The organism is Parafrigoribacterium humi (genome assembly GCF_040227205.1).
GTDB lineage: Bacteria > Actinomycetota > Actinomycetes > Actinomycetales > Microbacteriaceae > Parafrigoribacterium_A > Parafrigoribacterium_A humi.
This window is the reverse complement of sequence record NZ_JBELOA010000002.1, coordinates 194,570-206,987: the sequence shown is the minus strand read 5'-3', so window position 1 is coordinate 206,987 and position 12,418 is coordinate 194,570. Positions and strand designations below refer to the sequence as shown.

At 67.3% G+C, this 12,418-nt stretch carries 10 protein-coding genes; 3 read left to right on the top strand and 7 right to left on the bottom strand.

What is annotated here, in order from left to right:
* Nucleotides 1-190: 190 nt before the first annotated feature.
* A complete protein-coding gene (gene rpsT, locus ABUA28_RS05295) occupies nucleotides 191-451 on the top strand; it encodes a 30S ribosomal protein S20 (RefSeq protein WP_349902904.1) in 261 nt (86 codons plus the stop codon).
* Nucleotides 452-520: 69 nt separating this feature from the next.
* On the opposite strand, the gene holA is transcribed toward rpsT, so the two are convergent.
* The 7 genes from holA to ABUA28_RS05260 all read right to left on the bottom strand — a co-directional run bounded on the left by holA (nucleotide 521) and on the right by ABUA28_RS05260 (nucleotide 10,845).
* Complete coding sequence (gene holA / locus ABUA28_RS05290) at nucleotides 521-1,513, bottom strand: DNA polymerase III subunit delta (protein ID WP_349903281.1); 993 nt, start codon at nucleotides 1,511-1,513, stop codon at nucleotides 521-523.
* A gap of 97 nt (nucleotides 1,514-1,610) precedes the next feature.
* A complete protein-coding gene (locus ABUA28_RS05285) occupies nucleotides 1,611-3,959 on the bottom strand; it encodes a ComEC/Rec2 family competence protein (protein ID WP_349902903.1) in 2,349 nt (782 codons plus the stop codon).
* Nucleotides 3,956-4,585 carry a helix-hairpin-helix domain-containing protein gene (locus ABUA28_RS05280; protein WP_349902902.1) on the bottom strand — a complete coding sequence of 210 codons (630 nt, stop codon included), beginning with the start codon at nucleotides 4,583-4,585 and terminating at the stop codon, nucleotides 3,956-3,958. Before ABUA28_RS05280 ends, ABUA28_RS05285 begins: the two co-directional genes overlap by 4 nt.
* Nucleotides 4,586-4,695: 110 nt before the next feature.
* On the bottom strand, nucleotides 4,696-5,802 hold the full coding sequence (locus ABUA28_RS05275) for a Gfo/Idh/MocA family protein (RefSeq protein ID WP_349902901.1): 1,107 nt from the start codon (nucleotides 5,800-5,802) through the stop codon (nucleotides 4,696-4,698).
* Nucleotides 5,799-6,611 carry a sugar phosphate isomerase/epimerase family protein gene (locus ABUA28_RS05270; RefSeq protein ID WP_349902900.1) on the bottom strand — a complete coding sequence of 271 codons (813 nt, stop codon included), beginning with the start codon at nucleotides 6,609-6,611 and terminating at the stop codon, nucleotides 5,799-5,801. Before ABUA28_RS05270 ends, ABUA28_RS05275 begins: the two co-directional genes overlap by 4 nt.
* A gap of 119 nt (nucleotides 6,612-6,730) precedes the next feature.
* The gene (gene leuS, locus ABUA28_RS05265) at nucleotides 6,731-9,256 is read right to left on the bottom strand and encodes a leucine--tRNA ligase (protein WP_407075423.1); all 2,526 of its coding nucleotides are present in this window, start codon (nucleotides 9,254-9,256) and stop codon (nucleotides 6,731-6,733) included.
* A 167-nt stretch (nucleotides 9,257-9,423) separates the two neighbouring features.
* The gene (locus ABUA28_RS05260; RefSeq protein ID WP_349902899.1) at nucleotides 9,424-10,845 is read right to left on the bottom strand and encodes an anthranilate synthase component I family protein; all 1,422 of its coding nucleotides are present in this window, start codon (nucleotides 10,843-10,845) and stop codon (nucleotides 9,424-9,426) included.
* Nucleotides 10,846-10,856: 11 nt separating this feature from the next.
* On the opposite strand from ABUA28_RS05260, the gene ABUA28_RS05255 reads away from it, so the two are divergent.
* Both ABUA28_RS05255 and ABUA28_RS05250 read left to right on the top strand, forming a co-directional pair.
* Nucleotides 10,857-11,690: an aminotransferase class IV gene (locus ABUA28_RS05255; RefSeq protein WP_349902898.1), complete on the top strand. Its 834-nt coding sequence runs from the start codon at nucleotides 10,857-10,859 to the stop codon at nucleotides 11,688-11,690.
* Nucleotides 11,687-12,358 (top strand): DedA family protein, encoded by a 672-nt coding sequence (locus tag ABUA28_RS05250; RefSeq protein WP_349902897.1) that lies wholly within the window; start codon nucleotides 11,687-11,689, stop codon nucleotides 12,356-12,358. Before ABUA28_RS05255 ends, ABUA28_RS05250 begins: the two co-directional genes overlap by 4 nt.
* Nucleotides 12,359-12,418 lie beyond the last annotated feature (60 nt).

Genomic DNA, 12,418 nt, shown 5'->3' with positions numbered 1-12,418 from the left:
GACACCGCAGCCAACGCTCCGTCATTGTAGGATGTACCGGGCGACTGGTAATGTTGCCTGTTGGCTTGCGTGCACAGCCGAGTTCCGCGTGGACCGGCGAGGGGTACGAATCGCGGCCCCACCTCACGTTTCGGTGGGTACGGCTGCCAGAACTCACACGAATCACTCGAAACACAGAAGGTTATAAGACGTGGCAAATATCAAGTCGCAGATGAAGCGCATCCTCACCAACAAGAAGGCGACGGATCGCAACAAGGCCGTGCGCAGCGAGGTCAAGACCGCTGTCCGCGCCACGCGCGAGGCAATCGTTGCCGGCGACAAGGACAAGGCTGCCGCCGCCCTTCTCGTCGCGTCGAAGAAGCTCGACAAGGCCGCCAGCAAGGGCGTGCTGCACAAGAACCAGGCAGCGAACCGCAAGTCGGCGATCGCCAAGCAGGTCAACGCTCTCTGAGCACACCGCTTTCAGCAAAGAACCCCGCCTCATCGAGGCGGGGTTCTTTGCGTGTGGGTCTGAAGTCCGTCAGACGCGCCCGCGCCCGCTCACCATTCCGACCATGCGTTCCAGGGCGAAGACCGGGTCGCGACTTGCTCCCTTGACCGCGGCATCCGTTGATGCGAGCATCTCGAGGCAGCGCCCGAGGCCGTCGTCGTCCCAGCCCTGCAGGTCGCGACGCGCGCGGTCGACCTGCCACGGGGCGAGACCAAGCCGCTGCGCCAGTTGGCCTGAACCACCCCCCGCACCGGAGACCTTGGCCATCGTGCGCAGCTTGCTGGCAAACGCCGCGACCATGGGAACCGGATCGGCACCGGAGGCGAGGGCGTGCCTGAGCAGGATCAGGGCCTCGCCGCGTCGGCCCGAGATCGCCTCGTCGGCCACCCGGAACGCGTTGGTCTCGACCCGGCCGGAGTAATACCTCTCGACGGTCTGCTCTGTGACCTCTTCGCTGGCGTCGGCAAGGAGTTGCTGGCAGGCGGACGCGAGTTCCGCGAGGTCGTCGTTGAACGCGGCGGTGAGCGCCCTGAGCGCACCGGAGCTCACGCGCCGCCCGGCCGAGGCGAACTCGGCCGCGGCGAAGTCGAACTTCTCGGTGTCTTTCTTGAGCTCCGCGCACACCACCTCGATGCCGCCGCCGAGTCCGCCACGCAAGGAATCGAGCAGCTTCTTGCCACGCACTCCACCCGCGTGGCGCAGCAAGAGGTAGGTGTCGTCGGCCGGAGCCTGCAGGTAGTCCATGACCTCGGTGATGAACACATCGGTGCACTTCTCGACGTTCACGACGCGGATGAACCGTGGCTCCCCGAACAGCGACGGACTGGCCACGGTGAGCAATTCGCCCGGCACGTAGCCGTCGGCCTCGATGTCACTCACCTCGATGCTGGGGTCCTCCGCGCGCAGCGTGTCACGCAGCAGGCGAATCGCACGATCGGCGAGCACTCCCTCTGTGCCGGACACGAGCACAACGGGTGCCGGACGCACCTTCTGCCAGCTGAGCTGGGGTATGACCACGGCCATCTTGGACGGCGCCTTGCCTGCCACTGGACTCCCCTGCGTTCGCGCGATTGCTCAGGTCAAGACTACTGGCCGCCACCGTCCTTCCCCGGATGCACGATCATCCCGGCTTCTCCGACCAGACGCTCATGCCACCGCCCGGGCGCGGGGAGACCAAAATCATGCCCTGCCTGTCGGTGCGCTCCGCAGCAGTTCCCACCCTCGCCAGGATGTCGAGCAGTGTCTTCGTGGGATGCCCGTAGCGATTGTGTGCGCCGACGCTGATCACCCCGACCGTGGCCTGGATCTTTTCGTAGAGCCCAGGGTTCTGGTCCGCCGAGCCGTGGTGCGCGACCTTCACGACGTCAACGTGACCCAGCTGCGGGTTGGCCCCGAGCATCCTCGCCTGGGGCTCGTTGCCGAGATCGCCGAGGAACAGCGAGGTCAGGCAGCCGCGCTGACACTCGCCCGCACCACTGAACTCGACCGTGACGCTCGCGTCGTTCCCCGGCTCGACCGTGTCCGTGCGCACGGGCGGCCACAGCACGTCCCAGCGCAGTTCGCCGATCCTGCCGTTCTCACCTCGAGCGACCTCGTGCACCTCGGCCCCTGCGCTCCTCACCCAGTCGGCGAGACGGGTGTCGTGGAAGTCCGCGGGCGGACCGATGACGGCGTGATCCACCATGCCGAGCACGGCCGAGGTGCCGCCGACATGATCCAGGTCGTAGTGAGTCAGCACGAGGAGGTTGATACGGTCGATGCCGAGTTCGCCCAGACAGCGGTGAAGTAGCGCCGGGTCCGGGCCGGTATCAACGAGTGCCACAGTGCCGTCGCTCCGCACAAGCACCGCATCGCCCTGGCCGATGTCGCAGGCCGCGATCTGCCAGTCGGCCGGTCGACTGATCGACTGCCTCAGACGGTCTCCGCCGGCGATGCCGAGGTAGCTGACCAGCACGAGCACGAGCGCTGCGGCCGCGACCTTCCGCCATGATGTGGTTCGCGTGCCCCGCGCCAACAGCACGAACAGAGCGAGCGCAATGACCGCGGCGACGAGGATCACGCCGGGGACGCCGGCGGGCCACGGTACGCTGCTGGCCGGCAGCGACTCGCAGAATCGTGCGACGCCCGCGATCCAGCTCGACGGCAGCCACGCCAGCCAGCTGATGACCTGGCCGAGCGCGGGGACCCACGGGAGCAGAACGCAGGCGGCGAGTCCGAGGATGGTCGCAATCGGAGCCGCGGGCTCCGCGAGCACGTTGGCGGGCACGGCATACAGCGGGATCGAGGCGTTCAGCAGGATGAGCACGGGCTGGCACGCGAGCTGCGCCGCGAGGGGAATCGCGATCACTGCTGCGAGGGCCGTGGGCAGCCAGCGCGAGAACAACATCGTGAGCGGCCGCGACAGGAGAAGCAGCCCGCCCGTGGCGAACACGGAAAGCACAAAGCCGTAGCTGCGGGCAAGCCAGGGGTCGGCCGTGAGCAGCACGAGCGAGGCGAGCGCAAGAACGGGCATCCCTCTGACCGGCCACCCTCGCGCCATTGCCGCGAGTACGAGGGCGGCCATGACGGCGGCTCGCAACACACTCGGCTGCGGCGTGACGAGCACCACGAAAGCGAGGAGCGTCACGAGGGACGCCACCACCCGCAGGCCCCGCCTGATACCGAGCGCTGCTCCCGCGGCCATGACCAGAGCGATCACGACCGCACAGTTGGCCCCGGATACGGCGGTCAGGTGGCTGAGCGAGCTTGCCTTCATCGCAGTGTCGAGTCCGACGCTCACGGCACTCGTGTCACCGATGGCGAGGCCCGGAAGCAGCGCGCCACCATCTCCCGGCAGGCCCTTGGCGGCATCCGCAAACCGGGTTCGAAGCTGGGTCGCCCAGTCGAGATACCACGGCGGACCCGCAAGCAGGCTCGGCGCGGAGTCGGAGAAGAACAGGAACGACACGTCGTCGCCCGCCTCTGCCGTGGCGACCGTGCCGCGCAACTGCACCGTGCTGCCGATGCCCAGCACGCGCTCTGCAGAACCCCGGCCCGCCGCGTCATCGTCTCGCGCCGCGAATACCGTGACGGGCGCCGACAACGCGATGCGATGCCCACCGACTTCGACGGAATGCAGCGTGGCCGAAAACCGGGGTGCGTTCGGCGCGACGGGTTGCGTCGTGACGGCCTCGCCCGTGACGAACCTGCCGGCCGAAGCCGCATCTCGCAGCGCTTGAGGACTCCTCTGTGCCTCCTGGACTGCTGCGGAACTCAGCACGAGCGCTGCCGCGGTGAGCGAGACGACGGCCATGGTGAGCAGACCCGCGACCAGGCGGGTGCGAAACAGGAACGCAGCCACGACCACGAGGCCTGTTACCGACCAGGCGACGATCGCGGCTACGACAAGGGCAGAGGGCTGGGCGAGCAGCACGGCACCGGCGACCCAGGCGGCCACCGTCGGAACCGCCAGCCTCAGGTCGGCCTTCACACCGTCACGAGGTCTTTGAGCTGCGCGAAGGTCTTGTCACCTACGCCGGTCACGCTCATCAGATCCTGGATCGAGGAGAACCGCCCCTTACTCGTCCGCCAGTCGATGATTCTCTGGGCCATCGCAGGCCCGACGCGCGGGAGCGTCTCGAGAGTCGCGAGATCAGCGGTGTTGAGGTTGACCTTCCCACCGCTGGTCCCCGTGGGGCCCGCCGCCGGTGGGGTCGCGCCCCGAACGGGTACGACGAGCTGTTCGCCATCGGAGACGAATCTGGCCAGGTTGACCTGGCTCTGGTCTGCTGTGTCGGTGAACCCACCCGCAGCCGAGACCGCATCCACGACCCTGTCTCCGTCGCGCAGGGCGAAGAGCCCCGGATGCGCGACGGCGCCGACCACGTGAACATAGATCGGGGCAGCACCGGCCGTTGCGACTCCCGGCGACGTGGCACCCGGGGACGATCTGCTCGAGGCCGCGCCGGTGGCGAACGACGTCGTCGATCCGTGCGATCCGAGCGTGCTCACGAGCACCGCAACGCCGAGGCCCAGGATGACGAGCACGACCGCCGCACCGAGCCCGAGCCGTATTCGACCCGTCGCGGGTGCGAGGAGGCGGCCGGGCGACGTCATGCAGGAACGCTACGTCCACCGCATCCACTGCGGATCGTTCCGGCACAAACTGTGGACTGTCGACCTCTCCGTCCGCCACGGGAGGAGAGGCCGGCAGTGCGGGAGGTGTGCTACTCGGCCGTCGTCGGGTCCCAGTCCTCCGGCAGCGGCGGCACCTCGGGCACGGTCGAGGTGATCTCCACGGGACTTCCACCGGCGGCGGCGTCACGAATGCCGAGGAGCACATCGAGGACGTGAGTGGCGAGCAGGCCGGATGCGCGCTCGGCACGACCGGCGCGCACCGCGCGGATGAGCTCGATCACGCCCGTACCGCGGCCGTACGCCGCACCGGTCGCGCGAATGATCGCAGGTGTGTCTTGGCCGTCGCGCCAGAGCTCGGTGTCTCCGTCGAACGTGTTCGGATCCGGCAGGGCGAGTGTTCCCTCCGTGCCATTGATCTCGACGAATCCGGCGCGCGCGCGTGCGTGCTGGAACGAGAAGGTGGACTGTGCCGACCGGCCGTTGCCGAACTCGATGAGAGCAGCGTGATGCGTCGGTACCTCGACGGGGAATGACTCGCCGGCACGTGGGCCTGTGGCGATCGTTCGTGTGGTGCGCGATTGTGACGAGACGGCCTGAACTCGTGTCGCCGCTCCGAAGGCGTGCACGAGGGTCGTGACGTAGTACGGCCCCATGTCGAACAGAGGGCCTGCCCCACGCGCATAGAGGAAGTCGGGATTCGGGTGCCAGGTCTCGGGGCCCGGGACCTGGAAGACCGTGGATGCCGTCAGCGGCTCGCCGATGTCGCCGCGCGCGATCGCGCGGAGTGCGGTCTGGATGCCTGCGCCGAGCACGGTGTCCGGCGCGCAGGCCGCGCGCACGCCCGCTGCGTCTGCAGCCGCAAGCACGTTCATGGCGGAGTCGTGATCGAGCGCGAACGGCTTCTCGCTCCAGACGTGCTTGCCCGCTGCGATGATGCGGAGATCCACCTCGGTGTGCACGGCCGGGATCGTGAGGTTGACCACGAGCTGAATGTCGTCGTGGGCCAGCAGTTCCTCGACACTCCCTGAGCGGGACACCCCGTAGGCCGCTGCCTGCGCCGCCGCTCGATCGAGATCGATGTCGGCGATGAACTTCACCTCGACCTCGGGGAAGCGCACCAGGTTTTTGAGATACTGCGCCGAGATGACGCCCGCGCCGATTACACCGACGCCCATCCTTTCAGATGCACCGCTCACGAGGCCACCGCGCTGTCGTTCGCCTGCAGCCACCGGTACGACTGGGCAATGGCGTCGAAGACGTCTCCGGAGTACGCGTCGAACTCGACGACTCGGAGCGCGTTCGGGGATGCCGTCAGCATCGCCTTCACGTCGATGTCGCCCTGTCCGGCAGGGGTCTGGTTCTCGAAAGCGGCCTTGAGCGCCTCGGGGACGATCAGTGCGCTCTCGCTGCTCGGCAGTGCCGTCGCGATGTCGCCGGTGACCTGGCCATCCTTGATGTGCAGCGCGCGCACCCTGTCTCCGAGCGAGCGAAGCACGGCGGGAGCGTCCGCACCGCCGACCGTTGCCCAGAAGGTGTCGACCTCGAGCGCCACAGACGGCGCGATGAGTTCGACGAACAACTCGTAGACCGTCCGGCCATCGACCCTGTTGGTGAACTCCCACTGGTGGTTGTGGTAACCGAACTCGAGGCCGCGCTCGGTCGCCTGGGCGCTGAGCTCGTTCACCCGATCTGCGATCCTGTGCACGTCATCCGCGGTCTGCCAGCGGTCGGTCGGGATGAACGGATCGATGACGATCCCGATACCGAGCTCGGCCGCGGAGTCGAAGATTGCGCCGGGGTTGCCGGAGTCGATCACGGCGGCATGTCCGGACGGCGCAATCACACCGGATGCGGCAAACGCACGCTTGTAGTCCGCTGTGCGCAGCTGGAAGGCGTAGGGCTCGACCTTGGTGAACCCGATTCCGGCCAAGCGGTCCACCGCGCTGTCGAGATTCTCGTCGACCGCGTCGCGTACCGAATACAGCTGAACGGATGGTGCTGACATGCGTCACTCCCTTGTGGTGAATGGCCGGATTTACCGTGAATTGATAAGGACCACGATAATACACAAAAGCCATACACTGGACGGTTTCTGCGCCGCGCGCGCCCGACCCCACGGGTCCGTCAGTGCTTCGTGACGATGTTCACCAGGCGCGGGGCGCGCACGACCACGGAGACGATCTCGCGCTCGCCGACAGATCGCACGACGGCCGGGAGCGCCCGCGCCACGCGTTCGAGCTCGGTCGGGTCGACCGTGGGCGACACCTCGAGACGATCCCGCACCTTGCCGTCCACCTGTACGACCGCGGTGACCGAACTCTGCACGAGAAGGGTCGGATCTGCCTTACGCCAGCCGTAGAGCGCGACAGAGGGCGGATATCCCAGCTTCTCCCACATCTCCTCAGCGGTATACGGGGCAAAGAGGCTCAGGGCGAGCGCGACCGTCTCGGTCGCCTCGCGCACCGCGCCGTCGCCACCTCCCGCACCGCCGTCGATGACCTTGCGGGTGGCGCTCACGAGCTCCATGATCCGCGCGACCACGACGTTGAACTTGAACGCCTCGACGAGGGCGGGTACTTCGGCGAGGAAGTGGTGGGTCGCGCGGCGCAGGCCGATATCACCCGACTTCCACTCGATGTCCTTGCTGCTCGTCACGTCATCCGCGAGTCGCCAGGCGCGTGCCAGGAATTTCGCGGCGCCGGCGGGTGACACGTCCTCCCAGTTGATGTCATCCTCCGGCGGGCCGGCGAAGGCCATCGTGAGCCTGATCGCATCGACACCGTGGGCGTCGATCTCGTCTCCGAGGTTGACGCCGCCCTTGCTCTTCGACATCTTCGAGCCGCCGGAGAGCACCATGCCCTGGTTGAGCAGCGCGCTGAACGGCTCCGTGAAACCCACGTACCCGAGGTCGTAGAGCACCTTCGTGATGAACCTCGCGTAGAGCAGGTGCAGGATGGCGTGCTCGACGCCGCCGACATATTGGTCGACGGGCGCCCAGCGGTCTGCCTCTGCCGGATCGAACGCCCTGGTGTCATCGTTCGGGTCGAGGAAGCGCAGGAAGTACCAGGAACTGTCGACGAATGTGTCCATCGTGTCGGGGTCACGCCTGGCCGGACTGCCATCGATCGGATTCGGGACGTTCACCCACTCGTCCGCAGCGCCGAGCGGGGACGTCCCCTTCGGCTTGAGGTCGAGGCCCTCCGTCGACGGCAGTCGCACCGGAAGCTGGTCCTCCGGCACGGGAATGAGCTCGCCGTTCTCCCCGTGGATGATCGGGATGGGCGTGCCCCAGAAGCGCTGGCGAGAGATCAGCCAGTCGCGAAGCCGGTAGGTCTTCGCGGCGCGGCCGGTGCCTGCGGCCTCGAGCTGTTCGATGATCCGGCGGATGGCGTTGCTCTTGCTGAGCCCGTCGAGCGAACCGGAGTTGATCATCCGACCCTCGCCCGCCAGGGCAATACCGGTGGATGCCGGGTCGAGCGGCGGCAGCTCGTCAGGGACCTCGCCCTCGGGGATCACGGGGATCGCGCCGGTCACCGGGGCGTTGGTGTCGAGGACGACCCGCACCGGAAGATCGAACCTGCGAGCGAAGTCGAGGTCGCGCTGGTCGTGCGCTGGCACGGCCATGACGGCGCCGTGGCCGTAGTCCGCGAGCACGTAGTCCGCGGCCCAGATGGGAATGCGCTCACCGTTGATCGGGTTGATGGCGAAGCGCCCGAGCGGCACGCCGGTCTTCTCACGGCTCGCGTCCTGGCGCTCGATCTCGGTCTTCTTCTGCACCTGCACGAGGTAGTCGGCGAAGTCCTTCTGCACCTCGGGCGTCGCCGCAGAGACAAGCTCCGCGGCGAGCTCGGACTCCGGGGCCACGACCATGAAGGTTGCGCCGTAGAGCGTGTCCGGCCTCGTCGTGAACACCGTGACCTTACCGTCGAAGCCGGCGCCGATGCCGCCCTCGATGACGAAGTCGACATCCGCCCCAGTGGACCGCCCGATCCAGTTGCGCTGCATGCTGAGCACCTTGGCGGGCCACGAGCCCTCGAGCTGATTGAGGTCGTCGAGCAGCCTGTCCGCGTAGTCGGTGATCTTGAAGTACCACTGCGTGAGCTTCTTCTTGACCACGATCGCGCCCGAGCGATCCGAGGTGCCGTCCGGCAGCACCTGCTCGTTCGCGAGCACGGTCTGGTCCACCGGGTCCCAGTTGACCCAGCTGTCCTTGCGGTAGGCGAGACCCTTCTCGTACAGCTTGAGGAACAACCACTGGTTCCACTTGTAGTACTCGGGGTCGCTCGTGTGGAGCTCGCGATCCCAGTCGAACGACGCGGCATAGCGCCGCATGCTCTGCTTCTGCTGCTCGATGTTGGAATACGTCCACTCGCGCGGGTCGACGCCGCGCTTGATCGCGGCGTTCTCCGCCGGGAGCCCGAAGGAATCCCAGCCGATCGGATGCATCACCCGGAACCCCTGCTGGCGCCAGTATCGCGCCACGATGTCGCCGAGCGCGAACGCCTCGGCGTGTCCCATGTGCAGGTCGCCGGAGGGGTACGGGAACATATCCAGGATGTACTTGCGCGGACGCTTGTCGTCGGGGTCGCTCGTGCTGAACGGCTTCAGCTCGTCCCAGCGCGCGAGCCACTTCTCCTGCAGGCGGGCGATGTCGTATTCGTGGCTCTGTTCACCGTGATCGGCTCTGTCGTGCTCGTAAACCAAAGGGGACTCTCAATTCATCGGGGATAAAAGCCGGATCGCCTTTGATCGTGTGCCCGTCAGATGCGCGAGGCACGGCCCAGAGTTCCAGATTACCGGCCCGAGCTCGCGGTCAGCTACCGCACGCCCAGCACGCTGAGCAGGGCCGCCGCCTTGAGCCTGGCCTCGGCGAGTTCCTCCTCCGGTACGGAGAGGGTAGTGACCCCTCCTCCCGTGCCGACGGTTGCGCCATCCTGGTCGAGCATGATGCTGCGGATGACCATGGCCAGTTCGACGCGTCCGTCCAGCCCCAGATAGCCGAAGGCCCCCGCGTACACGCCGCGCGGAGCCCCCTCGAGCCGGTCGAGGATGGCTGTGGCACTCGATTTCGGCGCCCCCGTCATCGACCCGGCCGGGAAGCAGGCGACCACCGCATCCATCGGTCGAAGGTCGCTTCGCAGCTGCCCCCGCACTGTGCTGACGAGCTGGTGCACCTGCGCGTAACTCTCCACGGCGAGCAGGCTCGGAACCGTGACAGAACCCACCTCGCTCACCCGAGCGATGTCGTTGCGCATGAGATCGACGATCATGAGGTTCTCCGCGCGCTCCTTGTCGCTCGAGAGCAGCTCAGCGCGCAGCGCGGCATCGTCGTCCGCACCGCTGCCGCGCGGGCGTGTGCCCTTGATCGGCCTGGACTCCACCTCGCCCGAAGCAGACACCGTGAGGAACACCTCCGGCGACGCGCTCAGCAGGGAATACTCCCCCACCCTCAGCAGACCGCCGTGATGGCTGGGGCTCCGGGCGCGCAGCGCCAGGTAACAGGCGAGCGGGTCCGGGCGGATGTCCACCTCCACCCCCGTGGTCAGGCACAGCTGGTAGGCGTCGCCGTCCGCAATCGCGCGCTGGCACTCGCGGATCATCGCCAGGTATTCGTTGTCTGGATGTGTCCAGCGCGGCTCCGGGGCGGCATCCATCGCGCCCCGTCCGCCCGCACCGGCGTCCTCGTGCCGCGACTCCAGTCGGGTCAGCGTCGCGACGACCTCATCGCGCCAGCGAGCGTTCTCGTCCGCCCACTCACCGTCGGAATCGGCTCTCCGGGCACCGGCCGCCAGCGCCACAAGCGTGACCGTGCGCGAGGCGTGGTCGAACTCGATCGCGCGCACAACCTCCATCCAGGCGGCATCCGGATAGCGGGAGTGACGGGATGCGCGTGTGCCCATAGTCACCGAGCGCAGCTCATACCCGAACCAGCCGACCCAGCCCAGCCGGAATTCACCACCAGCGCCTGCAGGCTCGTCGACCCCCTCGGCCTGCTGCTCCGCGAGAAACTCGAAGATGTCTGAATGGCTCGGTGCCGCTTGCTCGGTATCCGTGAGGACTCCGCCGCGGGAATCGCCGGTCACCAGACGAGCGCCCTCGCCGAGATAGCTGAAACCCGCCTGCGCGCCAATGCCGGAGTCCAGCCAGAACGCGCGATCGCTTTGCCCGTACAGCACCCGGAACACCAGATCGGGGTCGCACCAGGGTTCCAACTGATGTCGAATGACCCTGTGGCGCATACCCTAACTCTATGAGCGTAGGAGTTTCGGGCAGTCCCGCACCGGCGACGTCAGCCGTCTACCGGTGGGAGCGCGGCCGTTTCGAGCTGCTCGACTACTGCGACACGACGGAGCAGCAGCTCGAGGTCGCCGATTCCTGGCTCGTCTCGGACGGGAGCGCGCTCGCGCTCGAACTGCACAGGACCCGATTCCTCGCCTCCGTCGCGGCTCGCGGATTCGACCAGGCACCGGCAGAAGAGGCCTGGGAAGCGGCGATCGCCATGATCCCCAGCGACGGCAGCTGGTTCCCGAGGATCGAGCTGCGGTCTCTCGACGGCTCATCCCGGTACCTCTTTCGGCTGCGCGACGCGCCGGCCCGCAGCGACTCGGTCGTGCTCGCCACGGCCGGGGGCGAGGACCCGAGAACGGCGCCAACCATCAAGGGGCCGGATCTGGCCGCGATGCTGCGGCTGCGCACAGAAGTCCAGCAGCGAGGAGCGGACGACGCTGTGCTGCTCTCGCCCCTCGGCTTCGTCGTGGAAGGCGCACACACCGCGCTGCTGTGGTGGCGCGGTGAGATCCTGTGCGCACCCGCGGAGGAGTTCGAGCGCATCGACAGCGTCACGGCGAAGAGCATCCTGGCACTGGCGACGGTGCTCGGCACGGACATCTACCACGAAGCGGTCACCCCGGCCGAGCTGGACGGCGTCGAACTCTGGGCCGTGAACGCGCTGCACGGCATCCGCATCGTCACGTCGTGGGTCGACGGGCCGTCGATGGCGGAACAGCCCGGCAGGCTGCGCAAGTGGCAGAGTCTGCTCAACAATCTCCGCCAGCCATTGCAGAGCGAGCGGGGCAGCCTGTGAACGACGCCCTGGGCTGGGTCCTCAGCGTGATGCACCAGGTCGACCCCGTGCTGCGGATCCTTCTCGCCGGCATCGGCATCTTCTGCGAGACCTCGATTCTGATCGGGCTCATCGTCCCTGGCGACACCATTGTTCTCGTGGCGGCGACCGGCACGACAGACTGGATCCAGTACGTTGCGCTGCTCCTCACCGCGGTCGTCGGTGCACTCGGCGGCGAAAGCATCGGCTTCGCGCTCGGCCACTACTTCGGCCCGAAGATCCGGGCCTCGCGGCTCGGGCAGCGAATCGGTGAAAACCACTGGGTTCGCGCCGAGAACTACCTCGATCGACGCGGAGGCATCGCGGTCTTCATCTCGCGATTCCTGCCGATCCTGCACTCGCTCATCCCCGTCACGGTGGGCATGAGCACCATGCGCTACCGCAAGTTCATCGCCTGGACGGCGCCGGCCTGCGTGATCTGGGCCCTCGCCTATGTCTCGGTGGGCTGGGCCGCCGCTGGGTCATACCGCCACCTCGCGGCACGACTGCACTTCGCCGGCTATATCTTCGTGGCGATCGTCGTCGTGTTCCTGCTCGTGGTGGTGCTCGTGAAGAAGATCCTCGAACGACGCGAGGCCAGGCACATGAGGCACCCGGGCGATGGAGACGCGAACACCATCGACAGCTGACGCAGTGCGGGGACGGATGCCGTGGCATCCGTCCCCGCCTTACTACTGGGTCGTTCCTGC

Excerpts from the sequence above, each read along its gene's own strand:
- holA (WP_349903281.1), bottom strand. The coding sequence starts at position 1,513 with ATGGCCGTGGTCATACCCCAGCTCAGCTGGCAGAAGGTGCGTCCGGCA.
- ABUA28_RS05280 (WP_349902902.1), bottom strand. The coding sequence starts at position 4,585 with ATGACGTCGCCCGGCCGCCTCCTCGCACCCGCGACGGGTCGAATACGG.
- ABUA28_RS05270 (WP_349902900.1), bottom strand. The coding sequence starts at position 6,611 with ATGTCAGCACCATCCGTTCAGCTGTATTCGGTACGCGACGCGGTCGAC.
- ABUA28_RS05260 (WP_349902899.1), bottom strand. The coding sequence starts at position 10,845 with ATGCGCCACAGGGTCATTCGACATCAGTTGGAACCCTGGTGCGACCCC.
- ABUA28_RS05255 (WP_349902898.1), top strand. The coding sequence starts at position 10,857 with ATGAGCGTAGGAGTTTCGGGCAGTCCCGCACCGGCGACGTCAGCCGTC.